Origin of the sequence: Psychrobacter glacincola (assembly GCF_904846075.1) — a bacterium.
GTDB classification, from domain to species: Bacteria; Pseudomonadota; Gammaproteobacteria; order Pseudomonadales; family Moraxellaceae; genus Psychrobacter; species Psychrobacter glacincola_C.
On the sequence record NZ_CAJGZH010000001.1, the window covers coordinates 220,242 to 234,756 of the forward strand.

The 14,515-nt window shown below is 42.7% G+C and carries 14 protein-coding genes and 2 tRNA genes; 7 read left to right on the forward strand and 9 right to left on the reverse strand.

Annotation, left to right across the window (positions count from 1 at the left end):
- Positions 1 to 20 precede the first annotated feature (20 nt).
- The 5 genes from tusA to recN form a co-directional block, all read right to left on the reverse strand.
- The gene (tusA, locus tag JMW85_RS00950) at positions 21 to 347 is read right to left on the reverse strand and encodes a sulfurtransferase TusA (protein WP_055123705.1); all 327 of its coding nucleotides are present in this window, start codon (positions 345 to 347) and stop codon (positions 21 to 23) included.
- 60 nt (positions 348 to 407) lie between these two features.
- A complete protein-coding gene (locus tag JMW85_RS00955) occupies positions 408 to 887 on the reverse strand; it encodes a hypothetical protein (protein WP_055123704.1) in 480 nt (159 codons plus the stop codon).
- A 92-nt stretch (positions 888 to 979) separates the two neighbouring features.
- A complete protein-coding gene (gene ruvX, locus JMW85_RS00960; protein ID WP_201581214.1) occupies positions 980 to 1,507 on the reverse strand; it encodes a Holliday junction resolvase RuvX in 528 nt (175 codons plus the stop codon).
- A gap of 124 nt (positions 1,508 to 1,631) precedes the next feature.
- The gene (locus JMW85_RS00965; protein WP_201580668.1) at positions 1,632 to 2,195 is read right to left on the reverse strand and encodes a YqgE/AlgH family protein; all 564 of its coding nucleotides are present in this window, start codon (positions 2,193 to 2,195) and stop codon (positions 1,632 to 1,634) included.
- 147 nt (positions 2,196 to 2,342) lie between these two features.
- Positions 2,343 to 4,022 carry a DNA repair protein RecN gene (gene recN / locus JMW85_RS00970; protein ID WP_201580669.1) on the reverse strand — a complete coding sequence of 560 codons (1,680 nt, stop codon included), beginning with the start codon at positions 4,020 to 4,022 and terminating at the stop codon, positions 2,343 to 2,345.
- Between the two features lie 733 nt (positions 4,023 to 4,755).
- On the opposite strand from recN, the gene ppnP reads away from it, so the two are divergent.
- Both ppnP and rlmB read left to right on the forward strand, forming a co-directional pair.
- Positions 4,756 to 5,091 (forward strand): pyrimidine/purine nucleoside phosphorylase, encoded by a 336-nt coding sequence (gene ppnP / locus JMW85_RS00975; protein ID WP_198330479.1) that lies wholly within the window; start codon positions 4,756 to 4,758, stop codon positions 5,089 to 5,091.
- Positions 5,092 to 5,303: 212 nt separating this feature from the next.
- Positions 5,304 to 6,074 carry a 23S rRNA (guanosine(2251)-2'-O)-methyltransferase RlmB gene (gene rlmB / locus JMW85_RS00980; RefSeq protein WP_087814889.1) on the forward strand — a complete coding sequence of 257 codons (771 nt, stop codon included), beginning with the start codon at positions 5,304 to 5,306 and terminating at the stop codon, positions 6,072 to 6,074.
- Here the strand turns inward: rlmB and coaE are convergent.
- The 4 genes from coaE to pilB all read right to left on the reverse strand — a co-directional run bounded on the left by coaE (position 6,037) and on the right by pilB (position 11,102).
- Positions 6,037 to 6,723: a dephospho-CoA kinase gene (gene coaE, locus JMW85_RS00985; protein ID WP_201580670.1), complete on the reverse strand. Its 687-nt coding sequence runs from the start codon at positions 6,721 to 6,723 to the stop codon at positions 6,037 to 6,039. The two genes, rlmB and coaE, sit on opposite strands and share 38 nt — an antisense overlap.
- Before the next feature lie 124 nt (positions 6,724 to 6,847).
- Positions 6,848 to 7,750, reverse strand: coding sequence for a prepilin peptidase (locus JMW85_RS00990; RefSeq protein WP_201580671.1), 903 nt, complete (start codon positions 7,748 to 7,750; stop codon positions 6,848 to 6,850).
- Between the two features lie 25 nt (positions 7,751 to 7,775).
- The gene (locus JMW85_RS00995) at positions 7,776 to 8,999 is read right to left on the reverse strand and encodes a type II secretion system F family protein (protein ID WP_045443014.1); all 1,224 of its coding nucleotides are present in this window, start codon (positions 8,997 to 8,999) and stop codon (positions 7,776 to 7,778) included.
- A 393-nt stretch (positions 9,000 to 9,392) separates the two neighbouring features.
- Positions 9,393 to 11,102 (reverse strand): type IV-A pilus assembly ATPase PilB, encoded by a 1,710-nt coding sequence (gene pilB, locus JMW85_RS01000; RefSeq protein WP_201580672.1) that lies wholly within the window; start codon positions 11,100 to 11,102, stop codon positions 9,393 to 9,395.
- A gap of 638 nt (positions 11,103 to 11,740) precedes the next feature.
- Here pilB and tpiA point away from each other — a divergent pair.
- The 5 genes from tpiA to rimP all read left to right on the forward strand — a co-directional run bounded on the left by tpiA (position 11,741) and on the right by rimP (position 14,495).
- Entirely contained in the window at positions 11,741 to 12,553 is an 813-nt protein-coding gene (gene tpiA / locus JMW85_RS01005; RefSeq protein WP_087814885.1) for a triose-phosphate isomerase, read from the forward strand.
- 214 nt (positions 12,554 to 12,767) lie between these two features.
- A complete protein-coding gene (gene secG, locus JMW85_RS01010) occupies positions 12,768 to 13,076 on the forward strand; it encodes a preprotein translocase subunit SecG (RefSeq protein WP_025652589.1) in 309 nt (102 codons plus the stop codon).
- 186 nt (positions 13,077 to 13,262) lie between these two features.
- Positions 13,263 to 13,346 (forward strand) — tRNA-Leu (locus JMW85_RS01015).
- A 125-nt stretch (positions 13,347 to 13,471) separates the two neighbouring features.
- Positions 13,472 to 13,548 (forward strand) — tRNA-Met (locus JMW85_RS01020).
- A gap of 446 nt (positions 13,549 to 13,994) precedes the next feature.
- Positions 13,995 to 14,495 carry a ribosome maturation factor RimP gene (gene rimP / locus JMW85_RS01025; protein ID WP_045454872.1) on the forward strand — a complete coding sequence of 167 codons (501 nt, stop codon included), beginning with the start codon at positions 13,995 to 13,997 and terminating at the stop codon, positions 14,493 to 14,495.
- Positions 14,496 to 14,515: the final 20 nt, after the last annotated feature.

Consider the following 14,515-nt stretch of genomic DNA (forward strand, 5'->3'; position numbering starts at 1 on the left):
CTGCGGTCACTTGAGTGCATTTAAGCGCTTTTTTTCTTAACCAGATAACGATAAAGCGTGGCGCTGATTGGTGCATCTTCATCGCCAGCGACCATTATTTCATCGGGATCGACGTTTAGATTTACATTTTCAGCAAGCGTTTCTTGCTGCACAAGCTCATGTCCCAAATGACGACAAAAATTAGGAATGTCACGAGTGGTGGCTGGGTCGGTGGCGAGTATTTCAATCACCTCGCCAGCATCAGCGTTACGGATGGTTCGATGCAGCATCATGACAGGCTCAGGGCAAATCAGCCCTTGCGTATCTAAATGATGATTGATCGTCGTTTGCGTGGTAAAAGTGCTCATAATAGTCATTTAAATCGATAATATAAGGTGAAAGTTTTTTGCGTCATTTATAAGTATGCTTTACGCTTCTTCAGCGATGTCAGTGTCTTTTTCTGCTTCTAGAAAGTTAAAAAAGCGCTTAAAGCTCACTTTAAATAAAAACGCCACACCTAGCCAACAAGATAAGCCTAACCAGGCGGTATCAGCGAATAATAAGCCACCAACCAATATGATGGTCGATACGCCAATGCTCATGGCAATCATCGACGCTTGGTTTAAGCGATAACGATAAATCACTAGCGCATCATAAATAGTAATAGGAATCGTAAGCGCAACCAAGGCATAAGGCAAGTTATAGAAAAGTTGATAAAGCAGTTGATTGTCATGAAAGGCTTTGATACTGGCAATGGTGCCAAAGACCATAAAGGCGAGAATAGCGGCATAAATGAGATAAATCGCTATTTGATTCGCTCGCTGTGCGCCTTTGATACGGGCGATGGCAAGCGGCGCAAAACCATGTTGCGATTTGTTTTGCAGGGAGTGGTCTGAGACAGTGGTCATAATAATCAGGTATTTATCCGTGTAGAGTGACGATATGTCAGAATTGGCAGTGTTTTAATTAAGAGTGTTTTAGCAGCAGGTTTGTCACTGACTTAATCGGCTTTGATAGCGTCGATGGCGATACTACTACTGGGATCAGCGAAATAAGTAGACATCAGAATGCAGGCAGAGATATCATCAATTGGGTCGCGTTCATGCTTAATCCAACCATTATCCCACGCGATCTCACGCGCTGCCACTGAAGTCAGGCGCTCATCACAAAGGCTCACAACCACTGGTAGATGCTGTTCCATGACTCTATGTGCTAGACGACGAGCGAATTTATGCGCACGCTTAGACAGCATTGAGCTGCTGCCATCCATATTAAGTGGCAACCCAACCACCACTTTTGCCACGCCCCAGACTTTGATAATACCGAGCAGATTATCCCAATCAGGCTGACCATTATTCATCGCTAAAATATCAAAGGCACGCGCAGTCTCGGTAATGGTATTACCCAGCGCCATACCCATCTTTTTTACCCCGTAATCGAGCGCCAAAATAAGATGAGGCTTAATAGCGGGTTCCGCCACAATAGTGTCAGCAGTTTCGATTTTAATGCTCGTATCAGACTCTACCATCATTATGCATACTTCCTATTTCTATTGGGCGTGATTCATTTAGCTTAACGGCTTTAATTTGAACGCGACTTTGATTTAAATGCGGTTTTATTTAAATGGATAATTTAACTATCATAACCAATCATTAAGCATGACCAATATCGCTACTAAGGTAATCAAAGTTCACCCCAATCTTATCCGCGGCAATTTGCCAGCGTTCTTCGAATGGTGTATCAAACAATAAGTTTAAATCAGCAGGACAAACGAGCCAGTCGCCGTTGTTAAGTTCCTGATCGAGCTGTTTTTTACCCCAGCTGGCATGACCCAAGCACAGCTGATAATGCCCAACGCCTTGACCTGCGGCGATACGCTTAAGGATATCTTGACTGGTGGTAATACAGACGTTTTCTGAGATTGCAAAAGACGATGCCCACTCAGGCTGCCCCGTATGCAGCACAAAGCCAACCTCTGGATACATCGGGCCACCCTCTAATGCTATATCTTCCATCACTTGCGCATCCGTCACTTCAATGTCTAAATCTTCTAGCAGTTTGCCCACGCGTGCCTGCTCTAATGGACGATTGACCATCAGACCGAGTGCACCGTGTTTATCATGACGGCAAATATAAATCAGCGCCTGCTCAAACCTTGGGTCTGATAGTTCTGGTGCCGCGATTAAAAAATGATGGGTCAAATTGGCTTTAGACATAGAGACAAACGCACCCTAATATTGAAGGTAAAATAACAGAAATAACACACCACTATATGGCGATACTGAGGTGAAAATCAACCAAAGCAAGTATTTAGCAGTGATGAGACACAGCGCTGCACAACTGGTTGATGAATGACCAAGCCTTTATTTCACATCGGTCAATAAACTGCGCGCATGGTCGCGAGTGACGTCAGTGATGATCACACCGCCAGACATGCGTGCCAGCTCGTCGACTTGCGCGCTATCGGTCAGTATTAATAGCTCGCTTTCGGTCTGCTCGTCATGATGTTTTTGTACCAAAATATGCTGATGCGCTTGCGCTGCGACTTGTGCTTGGTGAGTAATGGCTAGTAGCTGCTGCGTCTGCCCAAGCGTGCGCAGTAGCTCACCGACCACTTGCGCCGTACCACCACTGATACCGACATCGACTTCATCAAATACTAGCATCGGTTTGGCGGCATTATTATCGGCATTGGTTGCTTGCAGTACTTGCATAACCAGTGCCATTCGTGACAGCTCACCGCCTGAGGCAATCTTATGTAGCGGCTGCATCGGCATACCAACGTTGGCGCTAAATAATAAATCAATATCATAGCAACCTTGCGCACTATATTGGCTGGCATCGGCTTTTTTGGTAAAGACAAACTCGCAGCGGGCATTGGGTAGCGCGAGCGGTTGTAGCTGCTGCATTAATTGTTTGCTGACGATCGGCGCGGCTTTCGAGCGCTCTTTATTTAGCTGAGTGGCGAATACAAGATAGTCTTGCCAAGCCTGTTCAATTTGTGCCGCCATCGCATCACTGCTTGGCTCGTTTGCTAGCTGCTCTAATTGCGCTTCCCAGCCCTTTGCTTCATCGATTAAGTCGCTCGTTGGCAAGCTATGTTTACGTGATAAACGATGTCCTAAGCTGATAAGACTGTCTAATGTCTGCAAACGCTCAGGATCAGGCAACTGTTGCTCAGCATAATCTGACAGTAAGCCTGTTACCTCAGTAATTTGTTGCTGTGCTAAATGTAGTTGCTCGGAGGCTTGCTCAAAGGTTTGACTGACACTCATTTGGTTATCACAAAGCTTGATCGCCTGACCAAGCAAGGTCATCACATCTGGCTCATCCGTGTCATTGTCGAGCAGATGTAAGCCATGACTGGCCTCTATCATGAGGGCTTCGATATTAGACAGCTCTTCGTGCTCTGCTTCAACTTCTGCATAATCAACCGCCAATAACGGTGCAATATCAGCAAGTTGGCTTTGCAAAAGCTCAATACGGTCTTGTCGCTGAGCCTCACGGCTCGCAATGTCGTCAGCATGGCGTTTGAGCTGCTGGTAAGCTTGATAGCTACTGGCAGTTTGTATGGCTAATGGCGTGATTTGTGCCATCTCATCGAGCCATTGCACCACAAACTGCGGCTTGAGGAGCGCTTGCTGAGCATGTTGACTATGGATATTAACTAACAATGCGCCTAAGCTTTTGAGCTCCGCCAAGCTGACAGGCGTGCCATTTAACCACGCTTTTGAGCGTCCAGTATTGCTGAGCTGACGACGAATTAGGACTTCGGGTTCTTCTAATGGTCGATCATTTTTAGCGAACCACTCAGCGATGACACTGTTATGCTCCACATCAAACTGCGCATAAATATCAGCTTGCGCCGCCCCGTGTCTGACCATCGCACTGTCTGCGCGCTCACCAACACATAAAGACAGTGCATCGAGTAATAGCGATTTGCCAGCACCGGTCTCACCAGTGATGACATTGAAGCCTTCAGCCACACTCAGCTCATGCTGAGCAATCAACGCAAACTGATGTAAAGTTAATGATACTAGCATCAATGCCTCTCATGACAGACAATAGACTTCATATACATCTCAAGAAGCCATATATAAAATAGGGTAAATAAGGAAACCGAATTATTCATTCAACCGTGTTAATGAGATAAATATTATAGGCAAATAGTATGGTGTTAAACGCGCTTAAATACAAACTTTCAAGCGATGTATAATAGATTTTATTGTTGGAAGATTACCATAAAACTGTCAAAAACTGGCTATGAGTCATCATCATAATATTCACAATATCAATCATTAAGGTGATTAAGCCTGTCAAAATGATGGTTGTATACTAAGCATGGTTGCGGATTAAACTTATAAAAATAGCCCAATTGTAGTGATCAGGTGCTGACTCAAAAAAAGGTGAGTAAGTAAGTTTAGGATTCGCATCAAACAGCATTTTCCTAGTCGCTTTAACAAACTTTATAGATATAATGTGGTAGCATAATCTCACATAATGATAAACTCTTCTGATTAGATTAGTGCAGTGTAATACACGATAACGAGTCATAATTTTGTAAAATGATAGGCGTATAGTTGGAAGAGTATGCCACTCGGTCATTATTCTAAAGTATTTTCATAGAACCTGTGGCTAGCTCTAGCGCACAGATATCTAGTATAGAAGGATACAGTACGTAGTACAGAGCTGTCGGTTAACGATGCAACTCTGGCGGTACTCTAACCAATTACTTATTTTTTAGTTTCGTAATGATTATTTGATAAGGAAGCCACTATGACAGCGGCGCAATTTACTAATGTAACAGTCAATGCTCAAGCGACGATATCTTATGATGGTCGTTGTTCAAGCCACACTATTATGTTCGAAGATGGTCGACATAAAACATTGGGCGTTATCTTGCCTTGTGATAATTTGGTTGAGCATTATCATTTTAGCACCAATACCTCCGAGCGTATCGAGATCACAGGCGGTGAGTGTGAGGTCAAAATTAATGGTGACGAAGAATTCAGCTATTACCGCGCTGGTCAATCATTCGTGGTTGAAGGCAATAGTGGTTTTAATCTGCGGACAGAAGAAATTGTTCAATATATCTGTCACTTAGAAGGGTAAGTTTGCTAAAGCTGTTATTCAGTGATTGATGACAGCAAAAAGCCTTTTACTCAAAAAAAGAAAAACCTTATCGGATTGGTAAGGTTTTTCTTTTTCTGCTGATATTATTTATATGCAGATATCCATTTATTGATACAATTACTGTCATATCTTTTTATCGCCTAGTTTTTATCATATAGCGCGATACCCACTTTATAATCAATAGGCCTATTATGGCAAAACCTACCTATTTTTATGGCATTCATGCGATTGATGCCTTACTCGAATATCGTCCTTTAGATGGGCTAAGCTTGTTTGTACAGCAAGGTCGTGAGACTGATAGCCATGTACAAGGAATCATGGCGCAAGCACGTGACAATGGTATCAGTATCCAACCCACGCAAAAAGACAAGCTCACGCAATTGTGTGGCAGTCCGCAGCACCAAGGTGTGGTGCTAAATGCGCGTCCTTTAGGCTTTGCTGATGAAGGCTTGCTTGCTACCCTTGCTGGGCGAGACCAATGCTTATTATTGGTCTTGGATCAAATTACGGATGCACATAACTTTGGTGCTTGCTTGCGTACCGCAGTGGCGATGGGTGTGGATGCCGTGGTTTGTCCGAAACATCATGCGGCAAGTCTGACACCAACAGTGGCTAAAGTATCGGTCGGTGCAGCAGAGATGATGCCGATTATTAGTGTTACCAATCTGGCACGTACGCTCACGCAAATCAAAAATGCTGGGGTGTTTGTGTTTGGTACAGCGCTTAATGCAGATGCCAAACCGATTCATGCCGCTGATCTGACTGGCAAAACAGCCATTATCATGGGTTCAGAAGGTGAGGGGATGCGTCGCCTGACTATGGAGAGCTGTGATGAGCTGGTGTATATTCCGATGTCAGGAAATGAGCATGGCAACCTTCAAAGTCTAAATGTGAGTGTTGCCACTGGTATGGCGCTGTATGAAGTCAATCGACAGCGTACTTTAGCTGCTGGGCAAGCTTAAGATATTCTTGGTGTAATGGCGCTAGTTGCACATACAGAGCCGCAAGATCACTTTCGTTGAGCACCACATCATCTGCATGACGATTACGCTCTTCGCGGCTCAGCTGATTCACCATGATGGCTTTGATTTTTTGTATGCTTTGTTCGTCGCGCTGACTGGCACGCGCAACCTGCGTATCCTCGGAGGCATCCATGACTAAGATACGTTGGCATAAATTGGCAAGCCCTGCTTCTGCTGCTTCAATAAGTAGAGGCGCTGACAATATCACGTAAGGCGAAGTACTGGTTACCAACTGTGCTTTTGCTGCTTCGCGTATCGCTGGGTGGGTGATTGCTTCTAACTCAATCAATGCCTCAGGATGTGAAAAGACGTGCGTTCTTACTGCCACTCGATCCATTGATCCGTCACTATTCAACACCCATTCACCAAATTTTTTTTGGATTTTTTGCAGCGTGGCGCTACCTTTAGCAACGATTTCATGGGCAATCACATCCGCATCGATAATATCAATGCCTTGTTCAGCGAACCAAGCACTCGCAGCAGACTTACCACTACCGATACCACCCGTTAAGCCAACTACTAAGGTTTTGCTTTTCTTTTGCGGGGTCTGGGGCTTATGAGAATAAGGTGAAGATGCTTGTTTTGACATAATAATGACTTATCTGCTCGATATAATGACAGTGATGGTTATAAGCTAAGAAAGTATTTTGGTGCCTATTTTAAGATTTGGTGTCTGTTTAAAAAGGAGCGACCGAAATACTTTCTAGAACAATTTAGTAAGTATACATGCCGAGATACCAGTTGACGATATCTGAGCCATATAATAAAGCAACAATACCAGCGATAGCGATATAAGGACCAAAGGCAAACGGCTTGCTTTCACCCTGTTTCTTCATCAAAATAATCCCAACAATTGAGCCTAATAGAGAAGACAATAAAATAATCAATGGCAACATCATGGGCCCAAGCCAAGCACCTAATACTGCCAATAATTTGAAATCTCCCTGCCCCATACCATGCTTTTTAGTGATTAGATAAAATATCTTAACCACTATCCACAATGACAAAAATCCTAGCAATAAGCCCCAAATTGACTGGGTAGGTGAGACAAACCAGCCTTGTGAATTCACTGCTAATCCTAAACCCGCTAATGGAAAGGTCAAGCGATCAGGCAGTAATTGGGTATCAAAATCAATACCAGTTAATGCAACCAGCGTCCATACCAAAATCAGGGCTGACAAGCCAGCTGCAGTTACGCCAAACTGATAAATTACTAACATTGATAGTAGGGCTGTTGCTAGCTCAACCAGTGGATAACGCAGTCCAATCACAGCTTTACATTCTGAGCAACGGCCACGTAGTATTAACCAGCTAATTAACGGTATATTTTCGTACCACTTTATTTTGTGGGCGCAATGAGGGCAGCGTGAGGCTGGTCGACTCAAAGTAATCGGCTGGTCAGCTGCTACGATATTTGTTAGGGGTAGAGTGTGTTCGCGAGGCATGTCTGCTTGTTCTGACATAAACTGGCTGCACTCTTGTCGCCAGCTATAAACCATCATCAGCGGAATACGGTGGATCACCACATTTAAAAAACTGCCAACACAAAGACCTAATAGGCCGAATATGCCTAAAGCGATAGGCATATTATCTTGTAATAACTCTATAAATTGCATGAACAAGCTGTCCTTTAGTTAGCTTTTAGCCTACTACTGCGCCCATCTGGAAAATCGGTAAATACATGGCAATCACCAGGCCACCGATCAATACGCCTAAGACTGCCATAATCAAAGGTTCCATCAAGCTGGTCAACCCATCAACAGCGTTATCTACTTCATTTTCATAGTAGACGGCAACTTTGTCTAACATCTCTTCCAAACTACCGGATTCTTCACCAATGCCAACCATTTGAATGGCTAAGCTTGGGAAAAGGTTGGTCGAGCGTATTGAAAACTGTAATTGTTGACCAGTAGAAACATCATTTTTGATTTGCTGAGTGGCATTATAAAATACAACATTATTAGTGGCACCAGCTGTAGAGTCGAGGGCATCAATAAGTGGCACGCCCGCAGCAAAGGTCGTCGATAGTGTACGAGCGAAACGCGCGATAATCGCTTGATAGGCAATATTGCCAAATATTGGTGCTTTTAAAACCGCACGGTCTAAGAAGTCACGGAATTTCTTAGAGCGCTTTTTCGTCTCTGAAAAGCCAATGATAGTACCGCCAATAATAATAATTAAAATAAACCACCATGCTTGCATCCACTCAGACATATTGACAACCATTTGGGTAAAAGCAGGCAGCTCTGCACCAAAAGATTCAAATAAACCAGAAAATACAGGTACTACTTTAATTAGCAGGATGATAGTCACAATAATAGCAACGACGATAACGGCGATAGGGTACTTCATTGCTTTCTTAATTTTGGCTTTAAGTAATTCACTTTTTTCTTTATAGGTAGCAACGCGTTCAAGCATGGTTTCCAATGCACCTGACTGCTCACCAGAATCGATGAGTGAACAAAACAGATCGTCAAAATAACGTGGGTGCTTGCGTAATGCTGAAGCAAAAGTCCCACCCGCTTCAATGTCCGATTTTATTTGTAATACCAGATCTTTCATACTGGGATTATCAAGTGAGTCAGCAACAATCTCAAAGGATTGGGTCAATGGCACGCCCGCTTTCATCATGGTCGCCATTTGCCGAGAAAAAATAGCAATATCAATAGGTTTGATGGATTTCTTGAAAGTGTAAAGCGGCTTCGGTTTTTTCTTGATACCTTTGACGCTGATACCTTGTTTGCGTAAAGTGGCTTTTGCTAACTCTAAACTACGGCTAGTGGTCTCCCCTTTTACTTTTTGTCCGCGTCGATTCACCCCATCATAGACAAAGTCTAACAGCATGTCGGTCTTCGCTTTTGCCATGTTACTACCCTCAAAATATTGTCTAATATAGATATTGCAAAGATGTACAACGATGCCTGACTCATTACATAAAAAAGGCATACTTTATTTTAACGTAAAAAACCAGTATAACTCTGTTTTATATTTAAGTATATCTGGTAGAGATTATTGCTGATTTATAAAAGTCCGTACAATTAACGCCCATAATCTTAGTCCTTATATAAATAATGGCATTACTCATATAAGGACAGTTTTAAATTTCCAAACACCCTTTTATCAGTGCGTTACTAAAAGCTGTTTTTTCGACAATTCAAGATTAAAAAGTAGTTGGTTTAGTCACTTCAAACGTTCCTCTTTAGTGATCAGCAGTGTCTGTATTTTTGTGCGTATGCAACATGCGCATAGCCAGTATGCTCACTCAGGAGTGACGCGCATCATTTTTTGAATGCTGGTTACGCCTTGTAAGACTTTTAAAATCCCAGAGCGACGCAGGTCTCGGAAGCCATTTTTAAGTGCAGCGTCTTTAATATCTATCGCGTTACCGTCTTCCATAATGATTCGTGAGATATCAGGGCTGACTTTCATGACTTCGTAGATACCGACTCGTCCTTTATAACCTTCACGGCATTCATTACAGCCTACTGGCTCGTGAATGATATTGTCTGGATTGTCTAAATCGGCGTCTGTAAAGCCGAGCTCAAGCAGACTTTGCTTAGGGATATTAATAGGTCTTTTGCAGTTTTTACACAAACGTCGTGCTAGGCGCTGGGCGATAACCAAGTTCACTGAAGTCGCGATATTAAAGGAGGCCACACCCATGTTCCGCAGCCGCGTCAGTGTTTCAGGTGCTGAGTTGGTATGTAGGGTTGAAAGCACCATGTGCCCTGTTTGCGCTGCTTTAATTGCAATTTCAGCAGTTTCAAGGTCACGAATCTCACCAACCATGACGATATCAGGATCTTGGCGTAAAAAAGATTTGAGGGCATTTGCGAAAGTTAGACCCACTTTTGGATTGACGTTGACTTGATTGATCCCCTCCAAGTTAATCTCCACTGGATCTTCAGCAGTGGATATGTTGGTCGCGCCAGTATTTAAAATATTAATACCAGTATAAAGCGACACGGTCTTACCAGAACCAGTTGGTCCCGTGATAAGCAACATACCTTGTGGTTTATGCAGTGCCTCTAAAAACATATCTTTCTGATCAGGTTCATAGCCGAGCGCTTCAATACCCAACATCGCTGAAGAAGGATCCAAAATACGAAGTACAAGTTTTTCGCCAAATAGGGTAGGCAGACAGCTTACTCGAAAGTCGATGGCTTTATCTTTAGATATCTTGAGCTTGATACGTCCATCTTGTGGCACACGGCGCTCTGAAATATCCATCTGCGACATTACTTTTAAGCGGGCTGCAATTTTCCCAGCCAGTTGTACAGGTGGATTGGCCATTTTTTGCATCACCCCATCGACACGAAAGCGAACGCGATAGGTTTTTTCATAGGGCTCAAAGTGCAAGTCAGAGGCACCCATACGAATGGCATCAACCAGCATTTTATTAACAAATTTTACAACGGGTGCTTCCTCGACACCATCACTAAGCTTGGTCTCGCCTTCCTCTTCTTCACCTTCATCAAAGCCAACATTTAAATCGCTATCAGAGAAGCTATCAAAATTTTGCATGGCATCAGCGTAAAGACTCTCAATACGCTTTTTTAACTTGTCTTCTTCGACGACAATAGTTTCAATAGACAGCCGTGAATTAAAAGCAATAGCGTCAATTGCATCCACACGAGTTGGATCACTTAATGCGACGAATAAACGCTGTCCTCGTTTGAATAATGGCAACGCATTAAATTTACGAATGATTTTTTCATCTACTAAGTCTTTTGGAATGACATCAACATGTAAAGAATCAAGATCGAAAAGAGGATCACCAAAAGCTTGTGACAACATCTGTGCAAGATGATAAGCATCTGCCAATTTATTATCGACTAGGTAGGGCACTAGTCCTACTTGTTGCTGTTGCGATTCGGTCTGCGCGATTTTCATATTCGCTTCGCTGACGATACCTTCGCTGATTAGCTGGTGCGCTAAACCACCATACTTGCTCGTGGTGATAGACATTACGACTTCTCCTTAATACCCAATATGCTATATATTTGTCTGAAATCCATATACTTCTGAGAGCCACTTACTATTATAATTTTTAACAGAGACCTGCTATAAGTCATTGTTAGCCTTTAGGCTATCATTAATAACAGTCAATGCAGAGATGCTCTTACAAGAGATCTAGCAGAGAAAGCGTTTTAATAGTGTAGGTCATCAGTAGCTTGGTCGTTAGATTGGTGATAATGTTCTGTTATATATAGACACAATACTATAAAACATTACTTTAGTTTAAAGATTTTATATGGACGATTGAGTGCTTGACCCAAAAAATCATAGCTTGAGACAATGTCTAGAGCGTATCCTCAATTTAATAGACTATCCTCTAAATAAGTTGAAAATGGTTGAATTTTGCCAAACATCGTCAAATAGCTTATCAATATCTCGATAATATTTGCGCTACTTTCCTTGTTTAACAGTAATTTATCTCATTTTTATCATAATTTTTTAGAGTGAGGACACGCCTTAGTAAATATTCGCACTGACTGTCTGTTTTTCTGCTGGTGGCAGCATACTATAGCACTTGAGAATTATTTGTTATACTGGCGCGCATATTAGCCAAATTGGCAAGAATAGATGAAACAAGGTAGATGAGTATGCAAGCTTGGGTAATTGGTAATTGGAAACAAAATCCAGCAACGAGTCACGACGTCGATTTATTGTTGAATAATTTGTTGACTACGATTGATGCTAAAGAGCAAGCCGACACAGAACGGTCAAGTAGTCGCTGTCAGTTGATGGTGGCACCAAGCTGTATTCATCTGGCAGCTGTCAGTGCGCGTTTAGCTGGTAGTTCGATATTGAGTGCAGCGCAAGACGTCAGTGCGCATAGTGCCAGTGTTGGCGCTTATACGGGTGATTGCTCAGCACAGCAAATAGCAGACGCTGGGGCAACTTGGACGATACTGGGTCATTCTGAGCGTCGCCAGTATCATAGCGAGTCTCACGATACGTTATTGCAGAAAGTGACTCACGCACTCACCCAAGGTTTGGGCGTGGTATTTTGTATTGGCGAAACTCAGGCTCAATATGATGATAAGCAAACCCTTGACGTAATTGACACTCAGTTATCAGTAATAAAAGAAGTGATTACTATCCAACCAGATCTCATGTCATCACTATCTAATCGACTGATCATTGCTTATGAGCCAGTGTGGGCGATTGGTACTGGCAAAGTCCCAACCGTGAGCGAAGTCAGTCAAACGCATCAGCATATTAAGCAAACCATCACAGGCTTTGCAGAATCACTAAAGATAATGAGTGTGCTATATGGTGGTAGTGTCAATGCGGACAATGCCGATAGCTTCGCTGCAGATCCTATGATTGATGGGGCATTGGTTGGCGGCGCATCATTAAAGGTAGAGAGTTTTTTGGCAATTGCTAATGCCTTTAGTCGAGCTAAAGACTAGTTAATAGAGATGAAACGTGCATTTCATGGCGGTCTCGATTATAAAATGTCTTTATCAGTTGGCAAAAGTAGGTTTAACAGTGCCCTTGCAATCGTGTACAATGCGCCTTATTTATATAATCGATTTGGCAGCATTACCCGTCAATTGCTATTCCTATTAACCGTAAGATTTATTTTCCGTTATCAGTCGTCATTACGCGGCAAAAGAGGCCACCATGTTTACGTTTATATTAGCCCTGCATATTATCGTGGCGATTGCCATGATCGGCTTGATTTTGATACAGCATGGTAAAGGGGCAGACGCTGGAGCTTCTTTTGGCGCTGGCTCGTCAGGTACGGTCTTTGGTGCGGCAGGAACAGCGAACTTTTTAACGCGTGCGACAGCAGTATTAACAGTGATATTTTTTATCACCAGTATGACGCTAGCCGTTCATGCGCGCAAACAGGCTGAAGATCAGTTCCGTTTAGATGCACCTGTGTCAGCACCACAAACGCCGCGTCCATTGACACAGAATCCTCAATAACTGTACTTTAAAGAAACTTGCCTTTACTAGCTGTCTTTAGTCATTGCCTTTTAATTGAGGCAGCTCTTGCTATTTTGAGGCGTTAGATTTACAATGCTTTTCTGTTTTAGCAGTCTGATTCTATCAATGCCTACCTTAAGCATCTATTATGATAGATTAGATAGTAATAGTAGAGCAGTGAAAAATGCGATTGTGGTGGAATGGTAGACACGCCATCTTGAGGGGGTGGTGGCGCAAGCTGTGGGGGTTCAAGTCCCCCCAATCGCACCAAGTTTTTAAAGTTGTAACGTATTAAGTGCGGCGTTAGTAATATAGGTAAGAAATTTAGTTTAATTTATTTAAAATAAAGATTGACACTTATATAAAACCCCCCTATAATACGCACCATAGATTGATGCGGGGTGGAGCAGTCTGGTAGCTCGTCGGGCTCATAACCCGAAGGTCGTTGGTTCAAATCCAGCCCCCGCTACCACTTTTTATACTGATGTTTTGTACACTAAATTTGTCAGTAACGATTAGCCCACCATTATGTTTGTGGGTTTTTTTGTATCTGACGGTCAGTGGTATCGCGGTATCTATCCTACTTATGCTAAGCTCTAGTTCTATAGAGTGCGATATTATTCGTTATTGGTTGTCACCTGCCGCTATCGGCGCGCTGCTTCTTAAGCACACTATCCTTTATTCCTCACTCCTTTATCGATAGTACTGCTTTGTGAATAATAAAAGCATTGTCTGGCTGAGCTTGATGTTTTTTGTGCTCATCCCTATATAAGCGCATATCATATAAAATAATATGTTTGTGATTTAAGATAATATAATGACTGTGTCTCTTACTAATAAATAAATTTCATGAGTGAGCGACAATTACGCGGTTTACTAAGTACGATAGATACGTGAATAGGAAAAGATAAATAGATTATGAAGCTTTCAACCAAAGTTACAGAACTGACCAATATTATTGCTCCTGCCGTCGCGGCTTGCGATGTGGCATTATGGGGTATCGAGTTTGCACCGCAAGGCAATCGCTCTTTATTACGCATTTATATTGAAGCATTGCCAGAAGAGCAGGCCCAAAATAAACAAGTAACCATTGAAAACTGTGCAGCAGTGAACCATCAAGTGAGCGGTATTCTTGAGGTTCATGATCCGATTGCTGGTGAGTTTATCTTAGAAGTTTCTTCACCAGGTTTCGACCGTGCATTCTTTTCCGATGAGCAGATGCATGCCTATGTTGGTCAAACCGTCAGCTTGCGTTTAATACAAGCGATTGGTGAAGGTGATCAAAAACGTCGCAAAGCGACAGGTACTTTAGATAGTATCGATGCAAATGTCTTAAATCTGACATCAAGCGATGGTCAGCAGTTTGAGATTGCACTGAGTAATATTGATAAAGCCAATTTGATTTATGAAGATGCCTAAGCTTTTGTACAGCTTGGTTT

Coding starts and splice junctions, on each gene's coding strand:
- tusA (WP_055123705.1), bottom strand. CDS start 347: ATGAGCACTTTTACCACGCAAACGACGATCAATCATCATTTAGATACG.
- JMW85_RS00955 (WP_055123704.1), bottom strand. CDS start 887: ATGACCACTGTCTCAGACCACTCCCTGCAAAACAAATCGCAACATGGT.
- ruvX (WP_201581214.1), bottom strand. CDS start 1,507: ATGGTAGAGTCTGATACGAGCATTAAAATCGAAACTGCTGACACTATT.
- JMW85_RS00965 (WP_201580668.1), bottom strand. CDS start 2,195: ATGTCTAAAGCCAATTTGACCCATCATTTTTTAATCGCGGCACCAGAA.
- recN (WP_201580669.1), bottom strand. CDS start 4,022: ATGCTAGTATCATTAACTTTACATCAGTTTGCGTTGATTGCTCAGCAT.
- ppnP (WP_198330479.1), top strand. CDS start 4,756: ATGACAGCGGCGCAATTTACTAATGTAACAGTCAATGCTCAAGCGACG.
- rlmB (WP_087814889.1), top strand. CDS start 5,304: ATGGCAAAACCTACCTATTTTTATGGCATTCATGCGATTGATGCCTTA.
- coaE (WP_201580670.1), bottom strand. CDS start 6,723: ATGTCAAAACAAGCATCTTCACCTTATTCTCATAAGCCCCAGACCCCG.
- JMW85_RS00990 (WP_201580671.1), bottom strand. CDS start 7,750: ATGCAATTTATAGAGTTATTACAAGATAATATGCCTATCGCTTTAGGC.
- JMW85_RS00995 (WP_045443014.1), bottom strand. CDS start 8,999: ATGGCAAAAGCGAAGACCGACATGCTGTTAGACTTTGTCTATGATGGG.
- pilB (WP_201580672.1), bottom strand. CDS start 11,102: ATGTCTATCACCACGAGCAAGTATGGTGGTTTAGCGCACCAGCTAATC.
- tpiA (WP_087814885.1), top strand. CDS start 11,741: ATGCAAGCTTGGGTAATTGGTAATTGGAAACAAAATCCAGCAACGAGT.
- secG (WP_025652589.1), top strand. CDS start 12,768: ATGTTTACGTTTATATTAGCCCTGCATATTATCGTGGCGATTGCCATG.
- rimP (WP_045454872.1), top strand. CDS start 13,995: ATGAAGCTTTCAACCAAAGTTACAGAACTGACCAATATTATTGCTCCT.